The sequence below is a fragment of the Paraburkholderia flava genome (assembly GCF_004359985.1).
Classification (GTDB): domain Bacteria; phylum Pseudomonadota; class Gammaproteobacteria; order Burkholderiales; family Burkholderiaceae; genus Paraburkholderia; species Paraburkholderia flava.
The window spans coordinates 1973505-1997774 of record NZ_SMRO01000001.1; the positions used below are offsets into that span (position 1 = coordinate 1973505).

General features: G+C 64.8%; 24 protein-coding genes. 12 read left to right on the plus strand and 12 right to left on the minus strand.

Features of this window, described 5'->3' with window-relative positions; all coding sequences use genetic code 11:
- Positions 1-16 precede the first annotated feature (16 nt).
- The 3 genes from E1748_RS08705 to E1748_RS08715 all read right to left on the minus strand — a co-directional run bounded on the left by E1748_RS08705 (position 17) and on the right by E1748_RS08715 (position 1748).
- On the minus strand, positions 17-718 hold the full coding sequence (locus E1748_RS08705; protein ID WP_133646685.1) for an RES family NAD+ phosphorylase: 702 nt from the start codon (positions 716-718) through the stop codon (positions 17-19).
- Complete coding sequence (locus tag E1748_RS08710) at positions 715-1152, minus strand: MbcA/ParS/Xre antitoxin family protein (protein WP_240766416.1); 438 nt, start codon at positions 1150-1152, stop codon at positions 715-717. Before E1748_RS08710 ends, E1748_RS08705 begins: the two co-directional genes overlap by 4 nt.
- A gap of 122 nt (positions 1153-1274) precedes the next feature.
- Positions 1275-1748: a hypothetical protein gene (locus E1748_RS08715; protein ID WP_133646686.1), complete on the minus strand. Its 474-nt coding sequence runs from the start codon at positions 1746-1748 to the stop codon at positions 1275-1277.
- A gap of 176 nt (positions 1749-1924) precedes the next feature.
- On the opposite strand from E1748_RS08715, the gene E1748_RS08720 reads away from it, so the two are divergent.
- The 4 genes from E1748_RS08720 to E1748_RS08735 all read left to right on the plus strand — a co-directional run bounded on the left by E1748_RS08720 (position 1925) and on the right by E1748_RS08735 (position 5403).
- Positions 1925-2842, plus strand: a complete 918-nt coding sequence (locus E1748_RS08720) for a LysR family transcriptional regulator (RefSeq protein WP_133646687.1) — start codon at positions 1925-1927, stop codon at positions 2840-2842.
- A gap of 182 nt (positions 2843-3024) precedes the next feature.
- Entirely contained in the window at positions 3025-4227 is a 1203-nt protein-coding gene (locus tag E1748_RS08725) for an NAD-dependent formate dehydrogenase (protein WP_166653521.1), read from the plus strand.
- Between the two features lie 101 nt (positions 4228-4328).
- Positions 4329-4838, plus strand: a complete 510-nt coding sequence (locus E1748_RS08730; RefSeq protein ID WP_133646689.1) for an HPP family protein — start codon at positions 4329-4331, stop codon at positions 4836-4838.
- A 100-nt stretch (positions 4839-4938) separates the two neighbouring features.
- The gene (locus E1748_RS08735; RefSeq protein ID WP_133646690.1) at positions 4939-5403 is read left to right on the plus strand and encodes a hypothetical protein; all 465 of its coding nucleotides are present in this window, start codon (positions 4939-4941) and stop codon (positions 5401-5403) included.
- A gap of 175 nt (positions 5404-5578) precedes the next feature.
- Here the strand turns inward: E1748_RS08735 and E1748_RS08740 are convergent, their stop codons facing one another.
- Entirely contained in the window at positions 5579-6511 is a 933-nt protein-coding gene (locus E1748_RS08740; protein ID WP_133646691.1) for an HTH-type transcriptional regulator ArgP, read from the minus strand.
- A gap of 98 nt (positions 6512-6609) precedes the next feature.
- On the opposite strand from E1748_RS08740, the gene E1748_RS08745 reads away from it, so the two are divergent.
- Both E1748_RS08745 and E1748_RS08750 read left to right on the plus strand, forming a co-directional pair.
- Positions 6610-6993, plus strand: a complete 384-nt coding sequence (locus E1748_RS08745; protein WP_133646692.1) for a tautomerase family protein — start codon at positions 6610-6612, stop codon at positions 6991-6993.
- A gap of 113 nt (positions 6994-7106) precedes the next feature.
- Complete coding sequence (locus E1748_RS08750) at positions 7107-8726, plus strand: CHAD domain-containing protein (RefSeq protein WP_133646693.1); 1620 nt, start codon at positions 7107-7109, stop codon at positions 8724-8726.
- Here E1748_RS08750 and E1748_RS08755 read toward each other — a convergent pair.
- Entirely contained in the window at positions 8723-9424 is a 702-nt protein-coding gene (locus E1748_RS08755) for a phosphatase PAP2 family protein (RefSeq protein WP_133646694.1), read from the minus strand. The two genes, E1748_RS08750 and E1748_RS08755, sit on opposite strands and share 4 nt — an antisense overlap.
- Positions 9425-9693: 269 nt before the next feature.
- Between E1748_RS08755 and E1748_RS08760 the strand changes: the two genes are divergently transcribed.
- Positions 9694-10863 carry an extracellular catalytic domain type 1 short-chain-length polyhydroxyalkanoate depolymerase gene (locus E1748_RS08760; RefSeq protein WP_133646695.1) on the plus strand — a complete coding sequence of 390 codons (1170 nt, stop codon included), beginning with the start codon at positions 9694-9696 and terminating at the stop codon, positions 10861-10863.
- 118 nt (positions 10864-10981) lie between these two features.
- Positions 10982-11158 carry a DUF3563 family protein gene (locus E1748_RS08765; protein WP_133646696.1) on the plus strand — a complete coding sequence of 59 codons (177 nt, stop codon included), beginning with the start codon at positions 10982-10984 and terminating at the stop codon, positions 11156-11158.
- A 2-nt stretch (positions 11159-11160) separates the two neighbouring features.
- Here the strand turns inward: E1748_RS08765 and E1748_RS08770 are convergent, their stop codons facing one another.
- The 4 genes from E1748_RS08770 to E1748_RS08785 form a co-directional block, all read right to left on the minus strand.
- The gene (locus tag E1748_RS08770; protein WP_133646697.1) at positions 11161-12660 is read right to left on the minus strand and encodes a cryptochrome/photolyase family protein; all 1500 of its coding nucleotides are present in this window, start codon (positions 12658-12660) and stop codon (positions 11161-11163) included.
- A gap of 42 nt (positions 12661-12702) precedes the next feature.
- Positions 12703-13515, minus strand: a complete 813-nt coding sequence (locus tag E1748_RS08775; RefSeq protein WP_133646698.1) for a BPSS1780 family membrane protein — start codon at positions 13513-13515, stop codon at positions 12703-12705.
- The gene (locus E1748_RS08780) at positions 13506-14501 is read right to left on the minus strand and encodes a homoserine kinase (protein ID WP_133646699.1); all 996 of its coding nucleotides are present in this window, start codon (positions 14499-14501) and stop codon (positions 13506-13508) included. Before E1748_RS08780 ends, E1748_RS08775 begins: the two co-directional genes overlap by 10 nt.
- 169 nt (positions 14502-14670) lie before the next feature.
- On the minus strand, positions 14671-15066 hold the full coding sequence (locus E1748_RS08785) for a hypothetical protein (protein WP_133646700.1): 396 nt from the start codon (positions 15064-15066) through the stop codon (positions 14671-14673).
- Between the two features lie 298 nt (positions 15067-15364).
- On the opposite strand from E1748_RS08785, the gene E1748_RS08790 reads away from it, so the two are divergent.
- Entirely contained in the window at positions 15365-16891 is a 1527-nt protein-coding gene (locus tag E1748_RS08790; RefSeq protein WP_133646701.1) for an AMP nucleosidase, read from the plus strand.
- A 3-nt stretch (positions 16892-16894) separates the two neighbouring features.
- On the opposite strand, the gene E1748_RS08795 is transcribed toward E1748_RS08790, so the two are convergent.
- A complete protein-coding gene (locus E1748_RS08795) occupies positions 16895-17425 on the minus strand; it encodes a chromate transporter (RefSeq protein WP_133646702.1) in 531 nt (176 codons plus the stop codon).
- A complete protein-coding gene (locus tag E1748_RS08800; RefSeq protein ID WP_133646703.1) occupies positions 17422-18033 on the minus strand; it encodes a chromate transporter in 612 nt (203 codons plus the stop codon). The genes E1748_RS08795 and E1748_RS08800 overlap by 4 nt, the downstream gene beginning before the upstream one ends.
- Before the next feature lie 98 nt (positions 18034-18131).
- Between E1748_RS08800 and E1748_RS08805 the strand changes: the two genes are divergently transcribed.
- Positions 18132-19013 carry a transcriptional regulator GcvA gene (locus E1748_RS08805; protein WP_133646704.1) on the plus strand — a complete coding sequence of 294 codons (882 nt, stop codon included), beginning with the start codon at positions 18132-18134 and terminating at the stop codon, positions 19011-19013.
- Between the two features lie 28 nt (positions 19014-19041).
- Here E1748_RS08805 and E1748_RS08810 read toward each other — a convergent pair whose 3' ends face one another.
- On the minus strand, positions 19042-19785 hold the full coding sequence (locus E1748_RS08810) for an LOG family protein (RefSeq protein ID WP_133646705.1): 744 nt from the start codon (positions 19783-19785) through the stop codon (positions 19042-19044).
- Between the two features lies 1 nt (position 19786).
- Between E1748_RS08810 and polA the strand changes: the two genes are divergently transcribed.
- Positions 19787-22546 carry a DNA polymerase I gene (gene polA / locus E1748_RS08815; RefSeq protein WP_133646706.1) on the plus strand — a complete coding sequence of 920 codons (2760 nt, stop codon included), beginning with the start codon at positions 19787-19789 and terminating at the stop codon, positions 22544-22546.
- Between the two features lie 228 nt (positions 22547-22774).
- Complete coding sequence (locus E1748_RS08820; protein WP_133646707.1) at positions 22775-24109, plus strand: NAD(P)/FAD-dependent oxidoreductase; 1335 nt, start codon at positions 22775-22777, stop codon at positions 24107-24109.
- The last annotated feature ends 161 nt before the right edge of the window (positions 24110-24270 follow it).

Genomic DNA, 24270 nt, shown 5'->3' on the forward strand with positions numbered 1-24270 from the left:
TTTGAGCGCTGTGCGCTTACCCCACCTGATTCAGTTCGAACACCACATCGACCGCGTTGCCGTTCCAGTTGTATTCGAGATACGCAGCGTGATAGCAGTCGCGTAGCAGCATCGTGCGGAACGCGGCGAGACATTCGCCGCCAGGATCGCGCACCGATGGATACGCGATACCCGGCGCTCCCGCTTCGCGCGCAGCACGACCGAGCGTCTGGCCCGGCAGATAGTCGACCGGCGACAGCACGCCCGGGTCAAGCGACGGGTCGTCGCGCAGATCGACGACGTTGCCCTGCGCGATCACCGTATAGAGACGCATCTGCTGCCGCAACGGCGGTTGTTGAGTCGCGGCGAGAAACTGACCGGTGTGAAAGCGCGTCTCGGCGATCGCGGTGTTACGCGAGCGCGCGCAATAGAACACGCCATACGTGCCGTCCGAAAAACGGCTACCGCCAGGATTCAGATGCGTCAGCGCGGCCATGATCGGCCCCGAGCCCTCGCCGAAGCGGCGCTCGTCCGGCGGCACTAGATTGAGATCGCCGACCTCGGTGCGGATGTGGTCGTTGGTGAGTGCTTCGAGCGCGTAGAGCGCATCGAAGTCTTCGGGCGACGCGACGCGATCGAACAGGTTGACCGCGGGAAAACGCGTCGGAATCACGCGATACGCGGGCGACCAGGCGAGCGGCGCCGAGCGCCAGCGGTCCTGCCAGTGCGGTTCAGTCACGCCCAGCCGCCTCTCATTGCGTCGAGGTACTGGCGCACCGCGATCAGATCGCTGATGTTGCCGGCCAGCATGCGGTCGAGCGCGCGGCGGCCGCCGAACGGTGCCGCGCTGTTGGGCTGCTTGACCCAGGAATCGGCGGCGGTGGGTTGCGGCAGCAGAATCTGCAGCGCCTTATAGATGCCGAGTACCAGCGACAGCCGTTCGAGCGTGTCGCGGCCGAGTCGCGCGGCTTGCGGCGTGGCTTTCCATTTGAAGAACGTCGAACGGCCGGGCGAGCCTAGCAGCACGATCTGGTCGTCGGCGCTCAGATCCCAGTCGCGGGCAATGTTGAAGAACGCGCGTAGGCCCGCCGCCGACATTTCCGCGACGGTGGGTTCCCCGGCTGGCCGGCGATGCGGCTCCCGGGAGGCGGAAGCTCGAGCGGCAGATGACATGATTTAGTCCTGAATTGAACTCTTAACTGATATTAGTCCATTTGTGGATTAATGCAAGCGAAGTATACCGGTTGCGCACGAACAATGGCGCAACGGCATGGGAAACGGCGTGGGAGGGAGCGTTAGACGGCGTGGGCGGCCAGCGCGTCGACACGCGCCTGGCGTTCGAGTACCTGCCCGACGCACAGCGAGATCAGCGCAGCGTCCAGTCGGTCGAGCGCGGCGGCGGCGTCGCGGAGGACGGTCTGGTCGGCGGCGGGCGACTGGAAAATCACGTCGCGCAGCGATTCGGCGAGCGCGGCGCGCTCGATGAACGCATTCAGTTCCGGCAGACGCGGAAAGCCCGCCTGCTCCGCGTGGCTTTGCAGCGCGGACAGCAGCATCGCAAACGGCTGCGGCGCGGCCGCGCTGACCGACAACGGCAGGCCGCGGCTGCGCGCGAGCGTTTCCACGAAACGCGACACGCTGCCGTGCAGACGCATGAACGCGTCGACCACATCGCGGATCGATTCGGCGCGGCGGCGATCGGCGGGCGGCCGCAGCGGTGTGATCTTGCCCGCCAGTCCGGCCTGACGGCGGCCCTTGTCGATGAACATGCTTTCTTTTCCCCAGCGCCCAGCACGACGGCAACCGGCGGTTCGCCGCATCGAGCGTAGCGTAGTATACGTTCGAATATAACGCGTGCCTATGCGTACCGGCAAACCGCCGTGCGATCCGCACGTCCACACGTTCGCATGCCGGCCGAACCCGCCCATCTTCGGAGCACCCGTCAATGTTCATCCGCCAGCTCGACTATCTGGTGACGCTTGCGCGCGAGCAGCATTTCGCGCGCGCCGCCGAGCTGTGTCATGTGTCGCAGCCGGCGCTGTCGTCGGCAATCCGCAATCTCGAGGAGGAGCTGGGGCTTGTGATCGTCCGCCGGGGCCGGCGTTTTCTTGGCTTCACCGAGGAGGGCGAGCGCGTGCTCGGCTGGGCGCGGCAGACGCTCGATGCGCTTGGGCGGATGCGACAGGATGCGTCGGCGGCGCAGGTGCGTCTCTCCGGGACGCTGCGGATCGGCGCGATTCCGACGACGATGCCGGTCGTGAGTCTGCTGCTCGCCGCGTGTCGCGCGGCGCATCCGGCGATCCGCTATTCGCTGCGTTCGTTGAGTTCCGACGCGATCCTGCGCGAACTCGACGACTACGAACTCGACATCGGCTTCACCTATCTCGACGAGCGCGTGCAGGCCGGCTTCGAAGTGCTGCCGCTGTATCGCGAGCGCTATGTGCTGTTGTCGCCGTCGTCGTCGCGCGATGGTGCGTGTGCAGGCGTGAATCGCTGGGACGAGGTCGGTGCGCTGCCGTTCTGCCTGCTCGGCAACACGATGCAGAACCGTCAGGTGATCAACGCGGCGTTCCGGCGCGGCGGCGTGCAGCCCGACGTCGTGCTCGAAGCGGATTCGCTGCTGGTGCTGTACTCGCATGTGCAGCACGCGGGGTTGCATAGCGTGCTGCCGCATAGTCTGCTGAGTGCGCTCGAAGCGAAGGACGGCGTGACCGCGACGCTGTTGCTGCCTGAACTCACGCGCGAGATCGGTTTGATCGCGCGTAACCAGCCGTCGATGTCGGCGCTTGCGTCGGCGATGTGGCGTGCGGCTGGGCTGCTTGATCTGCAGCGTGAGTTCGATGCGCTGTTGCCAGTCGCGTAATCGCTCTTCGCTGCGTGCCATATCGCCACGTTGATAACAACCGCTTATCACCGCATCCGTTCAAACGATTGGACCGTCCACATCACGCTCGCCGACACTTTGCGTGCCGGTCGTCTTCGCAGTCGCGCGACCGGTCGGCGGGGTCTGCCGGCATGCGACTGCGTCAGAGCGGAGTGAGACAAGTGGCCAAGGTTCTTTGTGTTCTGTACGACGATCCCGTCAACGGCATGCCGAAAAAATATGCGCGCGACGATATCCCGACCATCGACCGTTATCACGACGGCCAGACGGCCCCGACGCCGCAGGCAATCGATTTCAAGCCGGGCGAAATGCTCGGCAGCGTGTCGGGTGAACTCGGACTGCGCGCGTTCCTCGAATCGCAAGGCCATACGCTGGTCGTCACGTCCGACAAGGATGGTCCGAATTCCGTGTTCGAGCGCGAACTCGCCGATGCCGAGGTCGTGATTTCTCAGCCGTTCTGGCCGGCGTATCTGACCGCCGAGCGCATCGCGAAGGCGCCGAAGCTGAAGCTCGCGCTGACCGCGGGCATCGGTTCCGATCACGTCGATCTGCAGGCCGCGATCGAACGCAAGATCACCGTCGCGGAAGTCACGTACTCCAACAGCATCAGCGTCGCCGAGCACGTGATGATGATGATCCTGTCGCTCGTGCGTAACTATCTGCCGTCGCACGAATGGGTGCGCAAGGGCGGCTGGAACATCGCGGACTGCGTCGAGCGCGCGTACGACCTCGAAGGCATGCACGTGGGTACGGTGGCTGCCGGACGCATCGGTGCCGCCGTGCTGCGTCGTCTGAAACCGTTCGACGTGAAGCTGCATTACACGGATCGTCATCGCTTGCCGGAAAGCGTCGAACGCGAACTCGGCGCGACGTGGCATCCGGATGTCGAATCGATGGCGAAGGTGTGCGACGTTGTGACGATCAACTGCCCGCTGCATCCGGAAACCGAGCATCTGTTCGACGAGCGGATGATCTCGAAGATGAAGCGCGGCGCGTATATCGTGAACACGGCGCGCGGCAAGATCTGCGATCGCGAAGCGATTGCGCGCGCGCTCGAAAGCGGACAGCTCGCCGGTTATGCAGGCGACGTGTGGTTCCCGCAGCCCGCGCCGCGCGACCATCCGTGGCGCACGATGCCGCATCAAGGCATGACGCCGCACACGTCGGGCACGACGCTGTCCGCGCAGGCGCGCTACGCGGCGGGCACGCGCGAGATCCTCGAATGCTGGTTCGGCAAGAAGACGATCCGCGAGCAGTATCTGGTCGTCGATGGCGGGCAGCTCGCGGGCGTCGGTGCGCATTCGTACTCGGCCGGCAACGCGACCGAGGGTACCGAAGAAGCGGCGCGATTCAAGACGGCGTGATGGGTGTGATTCGAGTGTGATTCGAGTGTGAATCGCGCTTGAGTGACACACACGGAGCGGGCACATGCCTGCTCCTCTCTCTTTCTTTCCTCTTCCATTTTATGAAGCCATCTTCCGGACTCGCGGAGCGCCCGGCGCGCTCCGTGTCGCGTGCGTTCGTCATGCAGACGGTGTGCGGATTCGCTGGCGGCGCGCTGGCGATTGCCTTGACCGGTCTGCTCGGCAAGCTGCTCGATGCGCCGCTGTTGATCGCGCCATTCGGTGCGTCGAGCGTGTTGTTGTTCGGCGCGCCCGACAGCGCGTTCGCACAGCCGCGCAATCTCGTGTGGGGGCATCTGATCGCATCGACGGTCGGTCTCGCGATCTTCGCGCTGGCCGGTAGCGGGTTGTGGCAGATGGCGCTCGGAGTCGGCGCGGCGATCGCGTTGATGCAGCTCACGCGCACCGTGCATCCGCCCGCCGGCGCCGATCCGCTGGTCATCATGCTAAGCGGCGGCGCTTCGTTCGGGTTCCTGCTGTTTCCGGTTCTGGTCGGCGTGCTGTCGCTGCTGCTGATCGCGGTGGTGTTCAACTCGATGGTGCGCGGCGAGCGATGGCCGAGCAAGGCGTAGTGGACGTCTGCTGCAAAGCTCACCATGGTTGACGTTTTTGCGGGGACCGCCCGGTTATAATCGCGGCCCGCTAAACGATCGACACGAGGAGTGGCAGCAGATGGGAGCACGAGCAGCAGCAGTGGCGGCGATCGTCGCGACGTGTGTGTCATGCGGAGCGATGGCGGTGCAACGGCAGTACATCGAAGTATGGAATCCACCGGAGGCGAGTGCGGCGAAGCATGCGGCTCCGCGGGCGTCGAAGCGGGCGGTGAAGGTGACGAAAACTGCCAGGGCCACGGAGGGGCATGTTGTGGCATCGGCCGCGCATCCTTCGCAGATCAAGCACGCCGCGCACGTCAAGCACGCTATACATACCGCGAGCGTTACCCGGGCGCCGTCGAAAACGAAAACCGTGGTCGCGAATAGAGCCGGCAGCAAGAAGCATCCGGTGTCGACCTCGACGCACGCGTCGCATGTGACGACGACGCGCATCGCGAAGCAAACCCCATCCGCGCCGCGCCCTCAGCCGACGCTCGCGAAGAATGCTCCGCATCGTGCGGGGGCCGAACCGCCGATCCTGTAGCGCGTTGCGGGACCGCGCCCAGCATCAGACCATTCGCCGCACAACGCAGACACTCGCGAAGGCACTCCCCGCACATGCAAAGGCCGAGCCGCCGATCTCGTAGCGCGTTGCGTCACCGCCCGGCATCGAACGATTCGCCGCGCAACGCAGACGCATAACGCAGACACACAGCGTGCTACCTCGTACGCTTGTGCCTGCGAGCGCCCGTCGCCCCCGTCTGTGTTCCGAGCGCAGCCCGCCCCAGTTCGACAATCCTTGCCGACAACTTCTCCAGCCTCGGCGACTGCACCTTCCACGCATGCCAGTACAACTCGACGTCGGTCGGCTGACGCGGCGCGAGATCGACGAGTTCGCCGCGCTCCACCGCCGCGCCGAACTCCAGCTCCGGCACCATCCCATATGCGAGGCCACGCTGGATCGCCATGTAGCGCGGCCCCGGTGCGGGCACGTAATGGCAGGGATACGCATCCGGCGGCAGGCCGAAGCGGGTCTCCAGAAAACGCGCCTGCAACGCGTCCTTGCGTGACGACAGGATCACCGGCGCGTGTCGTGCCGCGTCGCGTGTGAAGCCACCCGAGAACCAGTGCTCGACAAACGCTGCCGACGCGACGAGCCGGTAACGCATCGCGCCGAGCCGCTCGGCGACGCAGCCGCGCATCGGCGCGGGTTCGGTCGTGATGCAGCCGATCGCGAGTCCCGATGCGAGCAACGCATGCGTGTGGTCCTGATCGTCGACGGTGAGGTCGAGCAGCACGTTCTCTTTCAGCAGCACGTCGGCGAGCGCGGGGAAGAACCACGTCGACAGCGTGTCCGCGTTGACTGCCGCTGCGACGTTCAGCAGTGCGTCGTTCGCGCCGGCTAGATCGCTCGCGAAATCGTCTTCCAGCAATGCAGTGCGCCGCAGATACTGCAGCAGCCGCTGGCCCATCGGCGTCGCGCGGCATGGCCGCGTGCGCACGACGAGCGGCGTGCCGAGCCGCGTTTCGAGCGCACGCACGCGCTGCGAAATCGCCGACGACGTGACATTGAGACGCGCACCGGCCTGCTCGAAGCTGCCGGTTTCGATGACGGCGCGAACCGCCGCAGTCTGACGGGGATCGAGGTCCACTGAATGCCTTGCGTTGAACGCTTCATGAGCGACCCTCTATTATGGAGGACCCGCCCGACCGGGCGGCCCGAAACCGTTTCGATGCCTCGGAGAATGCCGTGCCCTTTTCCCGTATCGCATTACGTGCCGGCAAGCCGGCCCCTTATCGTCAGGCGCTGATGGACGGCATTCAGCGCGCACTGGTCGCCACCTTCAACGTGCCGGAAGACGACCGCTTCATGATCGTGTCCGAGCACGACGAAGCCGGCCTCTCGTTCGACCGCAACTATCCGGGCATCGCGCGCAGCGACGACTTCGTGCTGATCCAGATCACCGTGAGCAACACGCGCACGCTCGAGCAGAAGAAGGCGCTGTTCCGGCGCATCGCCGACGAACTCGCGGAAAGTCCCGGCGTGCGTCAGGAGGATGTCTTCATCAACCTTGTCGAGGTAGTGAAGGAGAACTGGTCGTTCGGCAACGGCATCGCGCAGTACGCGACCTAGACTGTCGGGTCTGAAAGGCGCCGTTAGGCGTGGTTCGTGTACGATAAAACGTGTCTCGCGGATGGCCGGCTCGCGGCGCTTGCGCCGGGCCGTCCACCGCACACGGAGCGTTCATGACCCGCGTTTTTGAACTCGTGCTCGATATCCCAGCTGCTGCTGCACATGACTGGGCCGCCGCGCGCGTCCATCGTCGCCGCGACGAAACGGCGGCGCAACCCGATGCGTCGATCGTCGCGGCGCTCGCCGCATTGCCTGCAATGAAGCGCCGGCGCCGCAGCGAAGCGCGGCTCGCGGTGCATGGCTTCGATGCGAAGGGCGTGCTCGGCGTAGCGGGCTGGCGGCTCGCGATCGAAACATCTGACGTGGGGCGACGCGCCGTTGCCGTGCACGGCAAACTGCACGCGCCTGCGATCACGATTCGCGATGCGGCGTTTCAGGCGGCGCTCGATGTCGACGTCGATGCCGGCGATGCGCTCAACGCATTGCCTGTTGCGCTCTTCGATTCCGCTCCTTCCGCACTCGCATCGATACTCGACGAAGCGGGCGCGCTCGAACGCACCGTATCGTTCGGATGCACGCGCACACGCTGGTCGCTGCCGACGCAATACGCGGTTCCCGTCGACGTCGTATTCGTACGAATCGATGCACTGGGTGACGACCCGGCGTCGGTCCGCGAAATTCATCTGACTACACCGATCCCCGTCGATCCACCGGCAGGTCACGACACCGACGCGCAACGCGTGCTCTTCGAACTCGCACGCGATATCGCCGCCGCATTGCCTGCGTTCGCGGTGCTCGACGGCGCCGTCGAACGTGCGAGCCGCGGCGAAGTCGTGAGCAAACATGTGCCGGTGTATGCATTGCCTGTCGATCTGGACGGCAACGCGACGCAGCGCGCCGCGTTGCTCGCGATCGGCTGGAATCTCGCGCACCACTGGCTCGGCAACGAAGCCGGTGTGCGCGATGCGGCGAGCGTCGACTTCGTGCATCAGATGCGCGTCGCGCAGCGTCGCCTGAAGACCGCGATGCGGTTGTTCCGCGACTGGCAGGACGACGCGTGGACGACGCGGATCGCGCCGGGGCTCAAGTGGCTCGGCGATCTGCTCGGCGATGCGCGCGACTGGGATGTGTTCGTCGATTCGACGCTGCCCGATCTGAGCGCCGCCGATGGCGATGCGGCCCGCTGGTCCGCGACACGCGAAGTGGCGAATGCGCGCCGGCTCGCGTTACGCGCCGGCGTGCAGCAGGCGCTCGCGTCGCCGCGCTATGCATGGCTCGTGCTTGAATGGCTCGAGTGGCAGGGCGCGTTGATGAAAGACAACGCGCGCGTGCTGCCCGAGTCGGCCGGACAGACACTACGCAAACACGCGAAGAAAAGCGTGCGCAAGGCATACGAAAAACTCGCGGCGGCACCGAAGCTCACGACGCTCGACGATGCATCGCGACATCGCGAACGGATTCGCGCGAAACGGCTGCGCTACACGCTCGAATTTCTCGCGCCGCTCGCGACGAAGAAAACGCGTGTCGAAGTGGCGAAGACGTTGTCGCGGATGCAGGGCGTGCTCGGCGACGGCAACGATGCGGCGGTCGCGCTGGGCTTTCTCGAGCAGCTCCACGTGGACGCGTATCAACTGGGTTTTGCGCGCGGCTGGTGCGAAGCGGCGAAGCGCTATACCGCGCGGGAAGGTGAACGGCTGCTGCGTCAGCTGGGCAAGCCCAAACTCGATGGTTAAGCTTTCGACGAGACCGGCGGCGACAGCATGTTGAGCGTCTGCGAGACGGGCGCGCCGGTGGGCCGCGCGTCATGGCCCGCCTTCCAGCGTGCGCGGACGAACGGACGGTCATGTCCGGACACCTTCAGCGCGAGATGCGTGACCCAGCGATGCGTCGGCACCTGCACGTTATGCAGTGCGAACGCGAGGATCGCGAGACTGATCGTGACTGCTGCCGCGGACAGCCGGCCCGGCGCCGCATGCCACGATCCGCGGATGAACACGAGCGCGGTCAACGCACCCACCAGACAACCGGTGATCGCTTCGGACGGTGAATGCGCGTCGAGCACGACCCGCGAGAACGCGACCGCGACGCCTACGCCGAGACCGCACAGCACACCGGCCATCCGGATGGCCGGCCGCGCAGGCAGCAGCACGAGGAAGAACGCGACCGGGTAGACGGCGGTCGACAGCATCGCGTGGCCGCTCAAACCCGTGAAGTCCCATACCCGCACGCCGACGCCCCAGCCGAGAAACGCCAGCTTGGTCACCGTGACGAGCGCGACCGCGACGCCGAGCAGCAGCAGCCAGGCGGCCGCCATCCGCCACGAGTAGCCGAACGCGAGCCACAGGGCGATTGCGACGGCGAGCGGCAACGTGAGACCGGCGCCGCCGAAGCTCGTGATTGAGTACCAAAGATGGGTGGGCAAATCAGGCATGGATGCGATGCGACAGGGGCCGCGTAAAATCAACCGGGTAACAGGATCAACGCGCGAGCCGGCAGTCGGGCAGACAACACGTCAAATATCTATCGCAAGTATAAACGGCGCAACGCACCCGACTATGCGCCGACGTGCCGAACCGGACATAAACCGGTGTGGCAAGCGACCACCATCGCACGGAAAATGATGCTATTGTGCATTGCACAAACACATCGATGTTCCGGAGCGAACCCATTGGGTCTCGGTCCCTTTTTGCGAGGTACACGATGGCAAAAAGTCTGACGAAGCTCTGGCTGGGCGGGCTCAAGCGCCTGCTGGCGGTGCAGACCGAGTACGCCGAGGCGGCCACGAAAAAGCGCAAACCGAGGCGCCCGGCCCGGCCGAAACCGGTCGCGAAGCCGTCGGCGAAGGTGCGGACACCGTCCGCACGCGCGAAGGCGCCGCCGGCTGCGCGTGAATCGCGGGTTCGCCCGCGCGCGGCGGCCTGGGCGAGCGGCACGTGGACCCGATCGTTCCATTCGGCGCCGGTTGCAGCCGGGCGGCTGGTCAATCATCTGCAGTACGGGCTCTACATTCCTGCGGGCCATCCGCTCGCGCACATGCCGCTGGTCGTGATGCTGCACGGCTGCAAACAATCCATCGACGAATTCGCCGAAGGCACGCGGATGAACCTGCTCGCCGACCGGTTCGGCTTCGCGGTCGTCTATCCCGAGCAATCGAAACACGCGCACGCCCATCGCTGCTGGCACTGGTACGACGCAAGCGATCACGCGGGCGGTGCGGAGATGCGCGCGGTCGTGTCGCTGGTCGACGCACTCGTCGCCGAGCATGAGTTCGACGGCGAACGGGTCTATGTCGCGGGGCTGTCGGCGGGCGCGGGGCTGGCGGCACTGCTCGCGGTGCATTTTCCGCAGCGCTTCGCGGCGGTCGCGCTGCATTCCGGGACCGCGTTCGGCGAAGCGCATTCCGGTATCGCCGGCATGGACGTGATGCGGCGCGGGACGCGCCAGGATCCGGTCGAACTGATCGACCAGGCCGTCGACGTCGCCGCGTACCCCGGCATGCCGGCCATCATCTTTCAGGGCGACACCGACCGCGTCGTCGCGCCGGTCAACGCGGACCAGCTCGCGATGCAGTTCGCGCGGCTGAACGGCCTCATCGATGCGCAAGGTCAGCCGAAAGCCGGCGAAGTGCGCGAGGACCGCAAGGCCGGCGTCCTGACACGGGATTATCTGAAGGGCGGCCGGCGTATCGTCCGGTTGTGCCGGGTGACGGGTTTGTCGCATGCGTGGAGCGGCGGCGACGATGCGGTGCCGTTCCACTCGTCGAAGGGGCCGGATGCGACCGGACTGATCTGGGAGTTCTTCAAGCATCAGCGTCGGGTGGGTGCCGCAGCGGAATTCGCGGGCGCCGGGGCTTTGCCGTCCGGCGCGTGAGGGCGCCCGGAATCGGTAGAAGAGGCACTCGAAAGAAGGGGCTGGCAATAAACTAGGGTTTTCCCTATAATACGGGTTATTGCCTAGGTGTAAACACCTAACTCCCTGAGAGCCAATCATGTACCTGCTGAGCCGCCTGTTCCTGTTCCTGACGAAGTCGTCCGATGTGATGGCCAAAGAGCGTAACGACGCATATCTGGCCGAAGCCACCGATCTCTACGACCTCGAGTTCCGCATGCGCAAGCTGGATCGCGAAGCGGTGACGCGTCATCCGTCCTGGATGAACCAGTTCTAAATTTATTTGCCGAAGCGCGCGAGTGTTCGCTGCCGCGCGTCGGCATGGTCGATGACAGGCTGCGGGTAGTGCTCGCCGAGCACCACGCCCCATTCAGCAAGCTGTTCCGCGTCTGCCTGCCACGGCGCGTGCACCCACTTCGGTGGCACGTTCTCGAGCTGCGGCAGATAGCGCTTGATGAAGCGCCCTTGCGGGTCGAACTTTTCCGACTGCGTGACCGGGTTGAAAATCCGGAACCACGGCTGCGCATCGCATCCCGTCGATGCCGCCCATTGCCAGCCGCCGTTGTTCGCCGCGAAGTCGAAGTCGTTCAGTCGCGCGGCGAAGTAACGTTCCCCGCGCCGCCAGTCGATACCCAGATCCTTCACGAGAAAGCTCGCCGTCACCATCCGTAGACGGTTATGCATGTAGCCGGTCTGGTTGATCTGCAGCATCGCTGCATCGATGAGCGGATAGCCGGTGCGTCCCTCGCACCACGCCGCGAACGCGGCATCGGCTGCCGCGCCCGTCTCCCATCGCAAGTCATCGTATTCCGTCTTGAACGACGCGCCCTCCGCGAGTCGCGGATGATGCGCGAGCACCATGAAGTAAAAGTCCCGCCAGATGAGTTCCGACAGCCACGTCGCGGCGCCGCGCCCGTCGGGCTGCAACGACTGTTCGTAGGCGGCACGCGCGAGCGTGCGGATCGACACCGTGCCGAAGCGCAGATGCACGGACAGATAACTCGGTCCCTTCGCTGCGGGAAAATCGCGGCGCTCGTCGTAGCTGTCGATCCGCGACTGAAAATCCTCGAAGAGTTGCTGCGCGCCGCTCATGCCGGCCGGTAGTTTCAGGTCGGCGAAATTGCTCGGAGAAAAGCCCAGCGATGCGAGCGTCGGTAGTCTACGAGCGACCCCGCGAGGCGGTGCGGCGAGTGAGCCAACATAAGCGTCGACCGGGTAGGGCTTCAGGTCGAATGCGGTGACCGCTTTCAGCCACGCGTTCCGGTACGGCGTGAACACGCTGAACGGCTTCTGCTGACCTGTGAGAATCTCATCCCGCTCGAAGACCACCTGATCCTTGAACGTCAGCAGTGCGCGGTCGGCCTCGGCGAGCGATTCGCGCACGTGCTCATCGCGTGCGATGGCCGCAGGCTCATAGTCGTGGTTCGCGAACACCGCATCGACGCTGAGCTTCTCCGCCAGCGCGGGAATGGCTTCGCGCGGGTCGTCGTGCAACACGATCAGACCGCCGCCGTGTTGCCGCAGCCAGTCGTCGAGTTCGGCGAGCGATGCCAGAATGAATTCGACGCGCCGGTCTTCTGCAGGCCGTTCGGGCGTCGTGCGTTGCCATTCGTCGACGAGCGGTTGCAGGATCGTCGTGTCGAACACGAATGCGCACCACACCTTGCGGCAATGCTTGAGCGCGTAGTACAGCGCGGCGTGATCGCTGCCGCGCAGGTCGCGGCGAAACCACACGAGGCCGGTGTCGAAATCGTTAGCGACGTGGGGAGTACGCGTCATCGTTGGTCGGGTTTTTATCGAGGATGACGCGCGATACAACGCTTACGCCGGCGGCGTGGTGGGCAGGTCGGGCGCATCGGCGGCAGGCGGCGGCACGCCGAAGCAGCCGCGATACGTCGCATAGAACGAGCAGTAGATCATCGTCATCACGACGATCGACGCGGGCAACAGCACGGCGGGTGCGAATCCGAGCATGCCGAGCGCCTGCATCAGGAAAGACAGTCCAAGCGATACGGTGATGGTCACCGCGAACCACAGCGCGCCATACACGATGAACGCGGTGCGATTGCGCCAGCAGCTGACGACGCTGAAGAACATCGCTTTCATCGGCGGCACGTCGTGCCACGCACACAGAATCGGCGAGAACCAGAACAGCATCGCGACCGGCACGTAGATCGCGAACGCGGTCAGTGCAGCAAGCGACAGGTTGCTGTTCATGATCGTTTTCTCGTCGAGATCGCCGGTGCCGAGCATCAGATGCAGCAGCACGCCACCGTCGGCGAACGTCGACGCGAGCAGCACGAGCGTCATCGCGACGATATACAGCGCCCCGAGCAGGAACAGTCGCCGCGCGGCGATGTTCCCGTACGAACGGAAGCCGTCGATGAGAATGGTCGGGAACACCGGCTTGCCGGCGATCGTGTCGCGGCACGCGGCCATGAAGCCGACCGCGACGCCCGGCACGAACACGAGCGGCAGCGCGGCGCCGATCAGCGGGATCTGTGCGATCAGCGTCATCACGAGCAGATACGCGAAGAACAGCGTCAGGAACGCGAGCGGGTTCTTGCGAAACAGCCAGATGCCCTGGCGGAACCACACATAGCCGGTCTTCGCGGGGACTTCGATCAATTGCATGAGTGAGGGATGCCTGGAAGCGCGACGCCGGGCTGGCGCTCGCGCAGAATGCGTTCGAAATGACCGGGATCGTGCGGCTTCAACAGCTCGGCCGCGCGCGGCAAATGAAAATCGTACAGACGCGATACCCAGAAACGATACGCGCCTGCGCGCAGCATGTCTGGCCAGTGGCGGATTTCTTCCGGCGTGAATGGTCGCACAGTCTGATACGCGCGCAGCAATGCGTCCGCGCGGTTCGTGTCGAGCACGCCGGTGGCGAGGTCGGTACACCAGTCGTTGACGGTCACCGCGACATCGAACAGCCACTTGTCGCAGCCGGCGAAATAGAAATCGAAGAAGCCGCCGAGCCGCACCGTATGACCGGTTTCCGGCGCCGCGTGTGCGAACAGCACGTTATCGCGGAACAGGTCGCAATGGCACGGGCCTGCGGGCATTGCCGCGTAGTCGTCCGATGCGAAGAACGCCTGCTGATGCGCGAGTTCGGCGGTCAGCAGATCGCGCTGCGCACCGTCGATGAACGGCAGGATTGCCGGCACCGACTCTTCCCACCACGCGAGACTGCGCAGGTTCGGCTGCTGCGACGCGAAGCCGCGGCCGGCCAGGTGCATGCGCGCGAGCATCTGACCGACTTCGATGCAGTGCTCTTCTCCCGGTGCAAGTTCCGGCGCGCCTTCGAGCTTGCTGACGATCGCCGCCGGCTTGCCGTGCAGCAGACCGAACAGCTTGCCGTCCTCGAGCGGCACCGGGTCGGGCACCGGCACGCCGTGCGCAGCGAGATGCCGCATCAGATCCAGATAGAACGGCAGTTGCTCTGCGGTCAGTTTCTCGAAGATCGTCAGCACGTATTCGCCGCGCGTCGTCGTCAGAAAGAAGTTGCTGTTCTCGATACCGGACGGAATGCCGCGAAACCCGACGACATCGCCGAGGTCGTAGTGGCGCATCCATTGCGCGAGTTGGGAGTCGGTGACAGCAGTGAAGACAGCCATGCGGGAAACGTCGGGTCGGGTTGGTCGGGGCGCCTCACGGCGGCCGGCGGGTGGAGCGGGTCAAGCGGGGCAAACGTCGCCCGGTACTGAACCGAAGGTGCACGCGGGCAGGGTGCATCGCGCGCGGCGGCAAGCGTCGTGCCGCGCGAACCTTCGGTATTGCAGCAGATCAGTAGTGCAGGTTGATCGACGGCAGGCGCGTGCTGGCCCGGCCGTTGTCGCGCACGGTCGGCGACGTGTCGAGCGGCGCGCTCATCTGGTAGCGCGTGCCGAAGTTCGAGTGCACGTCGATTTCGACGGGCTTGCCCTTGTCGCGGTACTCGGTGATTTCAGTGCCGCTGCCGCTGCGTTCGTAGAAGCTCGGCGTGCGCGGCACGTCGATCTCGACTTTCGAACTGACTTCGGCAGCCGGGCGATTGATCGCCTTCAGGTCCGGCAGACCGGCGCGCTCGTTGGCGGACTGCGCTTCGGCAGTGGCCTGGGCGTCGTCGGCGGGCTGGGCGGCCAGTGCGACGCCGCCGAAGGCGAGCGTCACCGCAACGGCGACGGTAAGGAGCGGCTTCATGGTGATTCTCCGATTGGGTGCCCAGATTCTAGCAAATCCGTGCGTCCGGCACGGTCGATGCCCCTTATTTTGCGCCGCTTTCGCGCGGTCTGCGCGCAGCTGGCACGTCGTTCGCCGGTCGTTTGAATATGGTTTGAATACCGCTTGAATACCGTTTGTCACAGCATCGTTGCGGTTCGTGCAAGGTCACGCACGGAGGCGGCCGCGAACCCCGCGCCACGCGACCGTTCGACGCTCCCGGCAGGCGTCGCGGACACCGGTTCATGGTAATGTCGTCGCATCAACCGAGGCAAAAAAAATGAACAGCGAACTCAACCGACGCGCGGTGCAGACACCCGCCAGCAACTTTCCGACCGAGGCGTTCGCCGACGCCGCCGATGCCGTCACGCGACTCTCCGCGATCTACGAAGCGAACACGTCCTACCTGCGCGATGCGTTCGCGCGCTACCGGCGCAACGAGCCGTTCGAACGCCGCGTGCGGGCGTGCTATCCGTTCGTGCGCGTGCGCACCGAGGTCAACACACATATCGATTCGCGCCGCTCGTACGGCTTCGTCGCCGGCCCGGGCGTATTCGAAACCACCGTGACGCGGCCGGACCTGTTCGGCAATTACTATCGCGAGCAGTTGCGGTTGCTCGCGAAGAACCATCATGTGTCGATCGAAGTCGGCGTGTCGGAGCAACCGGTGCCGATCCACTTCGCGTTCGCCGAGGGCATTCACCTGGAAGGCGATCTCGATCGCGAACGTCTGTTTGCGATGCGCGATATCTTCGATACGCCGGATCTCGCGTTGCTCGACGATCGCATCGTCAACGGCACGTACGAACCGCCGCCGGGCGAGCCGCATCCGCTGGCGCTTTTTACGGCGGCGCGGGTCGATTTTTCGCTGCATCGGCTGCGGCACTACACCGCTACGTCGCCGACGCATTTTCAGAACTACGTGCTGTACACGAACTACCAGTTCTACATCGACGAATTCGTCAAGCTCGGCCGCACGATGATGGCCTCCACCGACGACGAAGAACTACGCGCGTACCGCAGCGAGTACACGTCGTTCGTCGAGCCGGGCGACGTGATCACGTACAACGCGAACCTCGGCGAGCAGGCCGACGAGGGCACGCAGCCGCCGCGTCTACCGCAAATGCCCGCGTATCACCTGAAGCGCGCGGACGGCAGCGGCATCACGATGGTCAACATCGGCGTCGGGCCATCGAACGCGAAGACGATCACCGATCACATCGCGGTGCTGCGTCCGCATGCGTGGATCATGCTCGGTCACTGCGCGGGGCTGCGCAACACGCAGCGTCTCGGCGACTACGTGCTGGCGCACGGCTATGTGCGCGAGGATCACGTGCTCGACGACGATCTGCCGCTGTGGGTGCCGATCCCGGCGCTCGCCGAAGTACAGGTCGCGCTCGAGCGAGCGGTCGCACAGGTCACGCAACTGGACGGCGCCGAACTGAAACGCGTGATGCGTACGGGAACGGTGGCGAGCGTCGACAACCGCAACTGGGAGCTGCGCGATCATCGCGAGCCGGTGCAGCGTTTATCGCAAAGCCGCGCGGTCGCGCTCGACATGGAGAGCGCGACGATCGCCGCGAACGGTTTCCGCTTCCGCGTGCCGTACGGCACGTTGCTGTGCGTGTCCGACAAACCGCTGCATGGCGAGCTGAAGCTGCCGGGCATGGCCGATCAGTTTTATCGCGCGCAGGTCGATCAGCATCTGCAGATCGGCGTGAAGGCGATGGAAATTCTGCGGACGAACGGGCTGCACCGGCTGCATAGCCGGAAGCTGCGCAGCTTTGCGGAAGTGGCGTTTCAGTAAGGATCAGAACTGCCCCAGCCCCGTCAGCCCGACCAGGCTGCCGGCGGCCAGCAACCACAGCGGATGAATGCGCGTCTTCCACGCAAGCGTCGCGCACACGGCGGTGATCGCCCACGCGATCGCCGTCGTGTCCGACGCATCTGCGATCAACGCGGCGCTCGCCGCGACCAGCCCGGCCGTGACCGGCACCAGTCCCTTCTGCGCGATGCCTCGCCACGGACGGTCCTTGAAGCGATCCCACGCATGCAGCGCGAGGATCGTCACGATCGACGACGGTCCGAACTTCGCGATCGACGTCACCAGCATCCCTGACCAGCCGGCCACGTGCCAGCCAACCAGCGTGACGATCATCAGGTTCGGACCGGGCGCGGCTTGAGCAAGCGCGAACAGCGCGCTGAATTCGCTGGCCGGCATCCAGTGATGCACGTCGACCACCTGCCGCTGCATCTCCGGCAGGATCGTATTGCCGCCGCCGAATGCGAGCAGCGACAGCTGACTGAAAATGATCGCGAGTGAAACCAGTGTGTCGTTCATCGTGCGGCCTTTTCTGCTGCGGCGAGTTTGTGGGCGCGTGCGGCGACGAGCATGCTGAGCGGCGTCAGCACGAGCATCGTCGGCAGCAGCGGGACACGCAGGATCGCGATCGCGACGAAGCCGAGCGCGGCGATCGTCGCACCGCCCGGGTCGCGCCGCAGCGGCGCGAGAATCTTGATCGCCATCGCGACCAGCAGACCAGCCGCCGACGCCGCGAGGCCGGCGAACAGATGCCGGACGTGTGGGTCGTTCTGCGTGTGCTCATACAGCACGCCGAGACCGATCACAACCAGCGACGGCCCCGCGATCAACCCAAGCAGACACGCGAGCGCACCGGCCAGGCCACGAAAGCGCATGCCGATCGCCACCGACAGATTGATCACGTTGCCGCCCGGCAGGAACTGGCACAGGCCGAGCAGATCGGTGAACTCGGCGGACGTGAGCCAGCCGCGCCGTTCGACGATCGCGCGTCGCGCGAGCGGCAGCGCGCCGCCGAACGAGATCAGACCGAGGCCGAGAAAGCCGCTGAACAGCGCGCGCAAGGTGGGTGGCGCGGTGGGGGTCTCTGCGGGAGAAGAAGCGGCAGGGGAAGGTGTCGTTGTGATCATGTTGTCGAACGTCCGGTATGTACCGCCGAGGTTAACGCCGATGCGCAGCCCGGCAAAACGATTTTTCGGACGCGGCCTTGTGACTTAGAATCACAAGCATGGCTCGAAATCTCCCTCCCTTTCCGGCACTCCGCGCGTTCGAAGCTGCGGCCCGATGCGACAGTTTCACCGCTGCCGCCGACGAACTGCATGTGACTCACGGTGCAATCAGCCGTCAGGTCGCTGCGTTCGAAGCGTGGGTCGGCGTGCAGGTATTTCATCGGATCGGCAAGCGCGTGCGCCTCACCGATGACGGCCGCCGCTATCTCGCGACGGTGCAGGTCGCGTTCGACAGCATTGCGGTCGCGACCGACCAGTTGCGTGACACCTCGGTCGTGCACGTGCTGCGCGTGAATGCGCTCTCGACGTTTGCAATGAAGTGGCTGCTGCCGCGACTCTCGCAGTTTCAGCGGATGGCGCCGAACGTCGAACTGCGGTTGTCGACGTCGAACGCACCGGTCGAAACGCTCGATGGCTTCGACGTCGCCGTGCGGCGCGGTCCCGCGCACTGGCCGCATTGCGTGAGCGGCCATTTTCTCGACGAGCACGAGATCCCGGTCTGCAGCCCCGCGCTATTGCAGCGCGCACCGATCGTCGTCGCCGACGATCTCGCACGGCACACGCTGCTGTATTCGGACACGCGACCCGACGCGTGGCGCAACTGGCTCACGGCAGCAGGCGTGAAAGCGAAGTGCCGCAAGAAGCAGTCGTTCGATCACTTCTATCTGGCGTTGCAGGCGGCGGTGGATGGTCTGGGCGTGGCGCTCGGGCCGTTGCCGATGATTGCGGACGAACTCGCGTCCGGGCGTCTGGTGACGCCGCTGCCCGGTCCGCATCTGGATGCGCGCGGCTACTGGTGGGTCGCACGACGCGAGGTGGCCGATGCGCCGCTCGTCGTGCAGTTTTGCCGCTGGCTGGAAGCGCAGGCCGATGCCACTTGAGCACCGGCTTGCGCGTTAGACAAGAACGTTACAGATAGAACATCCGGTCTTCGTCCGACTTCGCCGGATGCGCTTCACCTTCTTCGCGATCCTCGTAGAACGCGAGCACGGCTTCGAGCACCTGGTCGGGATCGTCGATGACCTGCATCAGATCGATGTCGTTCGGATTGATGAGGCCCATCGGAATCAGCTGGTCCTTGAACCAGCCGAGCAGACCCTTCCAGAATTCCGCACCCACCAGAATGATCGGCACGTGACGCGACTTCTTGGTCTGGATCAGCGTGAGCACTTCGGCGAGTTCGTCGAGCGTGCCGAAGCCGCCGGGCATCACGATCACCGCATCCGAATTCTTCACGAACGTGACCTTGCGCGTGAAGAAATGCCGGAAGCGCAGCGAGATGTCCTGCCACTGGTTGCCCGATTGCTCGTGCGGCAGTTCGATGTTCAGACCGACCGACGGCGCCTTGCCCGCGTGCGCGCCCTTGTTCGCCGCTTCCATGATGCCGGGACCACCGCCGGAGATCACGGCGAAGCCCGCATCGGACAGTTTGCGTGCGATCTGCGTGGCGAGTTTGTAGTACGGCGAGTTCGGTTTGAGACGCGCCGAACCGTAGATGCTGACAGCCGGGCGGATCTCCGAGAGGTACTCGGTCGCCTCAATAAACTCTGCCATAATCGTGAACATCTGCCACGATGCGCGGGCTTTCTTGGCCGTCGCGCGCTCTTGATCTGCGAGTGATCGCAGACTCGGAATCACTTTTCTCTTAGTCATAATGCCTGAAGAACAGTACCTGGAAGCTAAGCTGGAAGGGAAGACCCTGCTATTGGTCGACGGTTCGAGTTACCTGTACCGGGCCTACCATGCGCTGCCCGATCTGCGCAGTCCCGATGGCGGACCGACCGGCGCGCTGTATGGCATCGTCAACATGCTGCGGCGCATGCGCAAGGAAGTCACGGCAGAGTATAGCGCGTGCGTGTTCGATGCGAAGGGCAAGACGTTTCGCGACGACTGGTACCCCGAGTACAAGGCGAACCGTCCGTCGATGCCCGAAGATCTCGTGCGGCAGATCGAACCGATTCACGTGGCCGTGCGTTCGCTCGGCTGGCCGCTGCTGATGATCGACGGCGTCGAAGCCGACGACGTGATCGGCACGCTCGCCGTGCAGGCCGAAAAGCGCGGGATGAAGGTGATCGTGTCGACCGGCGACAAGGATCTCGCACAGCTCGTCACCGATCACGTCACGCTGATCAACACGATGACGAACGAGACGCTCGACCGCGCCGGCGTGCTCGCGAAGTTCGGCGTGCCGCCGGAGCGGATCGTCGATTACCTGTCGCTGATCGGCGATACCGTCGACAACGTGCCGGGCGTCGACAAGTGCGGCCCGAAAACCGCGCTCAAGTGGCTCGCGCAGTACAACTCGCTCGACGGCATCGTCGCGCATGCGGACGAGATCAAGGGCGCAGTCGGCGACAACCTGCGCCGCGCGCTCGACTTCCTGCCGATGGCGAGGAAGCTCGTCACGGTCGATACCGCATGCGATCTGACGGAACACATCGTGTCGATCGAAGCGTCGCTCGCGAGCCGGCCTGAGGCGCGTACCGAGTTGCGCGACATCTTCGCGCGGCACGGCTTCAAGACGTGGCTGCGCGAAGTCGAGATCGCCGAGGTGGTCGAAGGTCCGCAGACCGACGTGGCTCCCGCGCAGACCGTCGACGTCGAGCGGCATTACGACACCGTGCAGACGTGGGAGCAGTTCGACGCGTGGCTCGCGAAGATCGACGCCGCGCCGCTCACCGCATTCGATACCGAGACCACGTCGCTCGATCCGATGACCGCGCAGCTGGTCGGCCTGTCGTTCTCGGTCGAAGTGGGCCATGCCGCGTACGTTCCGGTCGCGCATCGCGGACCGGACGCGCCGGAGCAACTGCCGCGCGACGAAGTGCTCGCGAAGCTGAAGCCGTGGCTCGAGAATCCCGCGAAGAAAAAGGTCGGCCAGCATCTGAAGTACGACGAGCAGGTGCTCGCCAACTACGGCATCGAGATGGACGGCGTCGAGCACGATACGCTGCTCGAATCGTATGTGCTCGAATCGCATCGCACGCACGACATGGACAGCCTCGCGCTGCGCCATCTCGGCATCAAGACGATCAAGTACGAAGAGGTGGCGGGCAAGGGCGCGCAGCAGATCGGCTTCGACGAAGTCGCGCTCGAGCAGGCCGCCGAGTACGCGGCGGAAGACGCGGACATCACGCTGCGTTTGCACGAAGCGCTGTATCCGCAGGTCGCGGCCGAGGCCGGTCTCGAACATGTGTATCGACAGATCGAGCTTCCCACTGCGCGCGTGCTGCGCAAGATGGAGCGCGCGGGCGTGCTGATCGACGCCGAGAAACTGCGGCGCCAGAGCAGCGAAATCGCGACGCGCCTCGTGCAGCTCGAAGGCGAAGCGTACGAACTGGCGGGCGGCGAATTCAATCTCGGCTCGCCGAAGCAGATCGGCCAGATCTTCTTCGAGAAGCTGCAACTGCCGGTCGTGAAGAAGACGCCGAGCGGCGCACCGTCCACCGATGAAGAAGTGCTGCAGAAGCTCGCGGAAGACTATCCGCTGCCGAAGCTGCTGCTCGAGCATCGCGGTCTGTCGAAGCTGAAATCGACTTATACCGACAAGCTGCCACGCATGGTCAACGCGCAGACCGGCCGCGTGCATACGAATTACGCGCAGGCGGTTGCGGTCACCGGGCGGCTCGCGTCGAACGATCCGAATCTGCAGAACATTCCGGTGCGCACGGCGGAAGGCCGACGCATTCGCGAAGCGTTCATCGCGTCGCCGGGACACAAGCTCGTATCGGCTGATTATTCGCAGATCGAGTTGCGCATCATGGCGCACATCTCCGGCGATGAAGCGCTGCTGCGCGCGTTTGCCGGCGGCGAAGACATTCACCGCGCGACGGCTGCCGAAGTGTTCAGCGTGACGCCGCTCGAAGTGAATTCGGATCAGCGGCGCATCGCGAAGGTGATCAACTTCGGGCTGATCTACGGGATGAGTTCGTTCGGGCTCGCGTCGAATCTCGGCATCACGCGCGATGCGGCGAAGCTTTATATCGACCGCTACTTCGCGCGTTATCCTGGCGTCGCACGCTACATGGACGACACGCGGGCGAGCGCGAAAGAGAAGGGCTACGTCGAGACCGTGTTCGGCCGGCGCCTGTGGCTGCCGGAGATCAACGGCGGCAACGGCCCGCGTCGCCAGGCCGCCGAGCGCGCGGCGATCAACGCGCCGATGCAGGGCACCGCGGCGGATCTGATCAAGCTGTCGATGATCGCCGTGCAGAAGTGGCTCGACGACTCGCGCGTGGGTGTCGGCACGCGGATGATCATGCAGGTCCACGATGAACTGATTCTCGAAGTGCCGGACAGCGAACTCGCCAATGTCCGCAAGCGCTTGCCCGAGCTGATGTGCGGCGTCGCTTCGCTGAAGGTGCCGCTCGTCGCGGAAGTCGGCGCCGGTGATAACTGGGAAGAGGCGCATTGATCGTTGCGCGGCCGCGTCGCGCTTATACGCGTGTACGCGGCTGTCTGGTCCGCTTAAGCATGCGCTGAATGAGCCGTTGCGCAACCCCGTGTTCGTATATCGTCGTGTGCATGTCACACATGCCGCCCTGTGGCTTGTGAGAAGCCGTATGCGCGCTGACAATCGATAACGACGGCATGCGTATGCGTGCCGCTCGACCCACAACCCATCGACACACGGAGGATCGCGATGCATCGTTTTATCGTCGTTGGCGGGGGCGCGGGGGGACTGGAACTGGCGACGCGTCTCGGCGACCGCTACGCTCCACACAAGAACAAGGGCGGATCAAGCGCGCAGGTCACGCTGGTCGACCGCTATCCGACGCACATCTGGAAGCCGCTGCTGCACGAAGTGGCTGCGGGCAGCATGGACCCGTTCACGCAGGAACTCGAATACGCAGCGCAGGCGCGCTGGCACGGCTTCGAGTTTCAGCAGGGCGATCTGCTCGGACTCGATCGCGCGGCGCGACGCATCACGCTCGCGGCGGTCGCGGATGAAGACGGCGCCGACATGCTGCCGCAACGCGAACTGGAATACGACACGCTCGTCATCGCGATCGGCAGCACGACGCATTTCTTCGGCGTGCAGGGCGCGTCCGAGTATTCGATCGCACTCGATACCGTCGGCCAGGCCGAGCGTTTCCGCAAGCGTCTGATCGCCGCGTGCATTCGCGCCGAACATCAGGTGCATGAGCGCGTCGAAACCGAGTCGGGCGAGCCGCGCGTTCAGGTGGCGATCGTCGGCGGTGGTGCAACGGGCGTCGAGTTGTCGGCCGAACTGCGCAATACCGCGCAGGTGCTGTCCGCGTATGGTCTGCACAAGCTCGATCCGCGGCACGATGTTGGCATCGTGCTGATCGAATCGGGTACGCGGATTTTGCCGGCGCTGCCCGAGCGTGTATCGACCGCGACGTCCGAACTGCTCGTGAAACTCGGCGTGAAGCTGATGACCGGCGAGACCGTTGCGGAAGTCGCACCGGGCCTCGTGCGCACCGCGAGCGGCAAGACCGTGCGCGCGGATCTGACCGTGTGGGCTGCAGGCATCAAGGCGCCGGCCGTGCTCGGCAAACTCGACGGGCTCGCGGTGAATCGCCTCGGCCAGCTGCTCGTGCGCAACACGTTGCAGACCGAGATCGACGACAACATCTTCGCGCTTGGCGATTGTGCGGCGTGTCCGTGGCCTGGCACCGATCGTAACGTGCCGCCGCGCGCGCAGGCTGCGCATCAGCAGGCGAGCTTTTTGTTGAAAGCGCTCGCCGCACGGCTCGACAACCGGCCGCTGCCGGACTTCACGTATCGCGATTTCGGATCGCTGGTGTCGCTCGGGCATTTCAGTGCAGTCGGCAATCTGATGGGCGGCGTGATCGGCGGGAACATGCTGATCGAAGGGCTCTTTGCGCGTTTCATGTACATGTCGTTGTATCGGTTGCATATCGCCGCGCTGCATGGATATGCGCGGATGGTGCTCGATACGTTCGCGCACTGGCTGCGGCGAACTACGCTGCCGAGGGTGAAGCTGCATTAGGCGGGTGGGTGACGCAGTGATGGCGCTCGATGCGTTCGCGCGCTGGTTGCGCCGGACCACGTTGCCGCGTGTGAAGCTGCGTTAGGCGAGTGAGTGACGCATCGGCGTTGATGGTTCTCGACGCGTGCGAAGCTGCATCAGGCGAGCGAGTCAAACCGGCA

Coding starts and splice junctions, on each gene's coding strand:
- E1748_RS08795 (WP_133646702.1), bottom strand. CDS start 17,425: ATGAACGACACACTGGTTTCACTCGCGATCATTTTCAGTCAGCTGTCG.
- E1748_RS08780 (WP_133646699.1), bottom strand. CDS start 14,501: ATGGCTGTCTTCACTGCTGTCACCGACTCCCAACTCGCGCAATGGATG.
- E1748_RS08770 (WP_133646697.1), bottom strand. CDS start 12,660: ATGACGCGTACTCCCCACGTCGCTAACGATTTCGACACCGGCCTCGTG.
- E1748_RS08750 (WP_133646693.1), top strand. CDS start 7,107: ATGACCCGCGTTTTTGAACTCGTGCTCGATATCCCAGCTGCTGCTGCA.
- E1748_RS08765 (WP_133646696.1), top strand. CDS start 10,982: ATGTACCTGCTGAGCCGCCTGTTCCTGTTCCTGACGAAGTCGTCCGAT.
- E1748_RS08810 (WP_133646705.1), bottom strand. CDS start 19,785: ATGACTAAGAGAAAAGTGATTCCGAGTCTGCGATCACTCGCAGATCAA.
- E1748_RS08790 (WP_133646701.1), top strand. CDS start 15,365: ATGAACAGCGAACTCAACCGACGCGCGGTGCAGACACCCGCCAGCAAC.
- E1748_RS08805 (WP_133646704.1), top strand. CDS start 18,132: ATGGCTCGAAATCTCCCTCCCTTTCCGGCACTCCGCGCGTTCGAAGCT.
- E1748_RS08760 (WP_133646695.1), top strand. CDS start 9,694: ATGGCAAAAAGTCTGACGAAGCTCTGGCTGGGCGGGCTCAAGCGCCTG.
- E1748_RS08710 (WP_240766416.1), bottom strand. CDS start 1,152: ATGTCATCTGCCGCTCGAGCTTCCGCCTCCCGGGAGCCGCATCGCCGG.
- E1748_RS08785 (WP_133646700.1), bottom strand. CDS start 15,066: ATGAAGCCGCTCCTTACCGTCGCCGTTGCGGTGACGCTCGCCTTCGGC.
- E1748_RS08715 (WP_133646686.1), bottom strand. CDS start 1,748: ATGTTCATCGACAAGGGCCGCCGTCAGGCCGGACTGGCGGGCAAGATC.
- E1748_RS08800 (WP_133646703.1), bottom strand. CDS start 18,033: ATGATCACAACGACACCTTCCCCTGCCGCTTCTTCTCCCGCAGAGACC.
- E1748_RS08730 (WP_133646689.1), top strand. CDS start 4,329: ATGAAGCCATCTTCCGGACTCGCGGAGCGCCCGGCGCGCTCCGTGTCG.
- E1748_RS08735 (WP_133646690.1), top strand. CDS start 4,939: ATGGGAGCACGAGCAGCAGCAGTGGCGGCGATCGTCGCGACGTGTGTG.
- polA (WP_133646706.1), top strand. CDS start 19,787: ATGCCTGAAGAACAGTACCTGGAAGCTAAGCTGGAAGGGAAGACCCTG.
- E1748_RS08720 (WP_133646687.1), top strand. CDS start 1,925: ATGTTCATCCGCCAGCTCGACTATCTGGTGACGCTTGCGCGCGAGCAG.
- E1748_RS08820 (WP_133646707.1), top strand. CDS start 22,775: ATGCATCGTTTTATCGTCGTTGGCGGGGGCGCGGGGGGACTGGAACTG.
- E1748_RS08755 (WP_133646694.1), bottom strand. CDS start 9,424: ATGCCTGATTTGCCCACCCATCTTTGGTACTCAATCACGAGCTTCGGC.
- E1748_RS08775 (WP_133646698.1), bottom strand. CDS start 13,515: ATGCAATTGATCGAAGTCCCCGCGAAGACCGGCTATGTGTGGTTCCGC.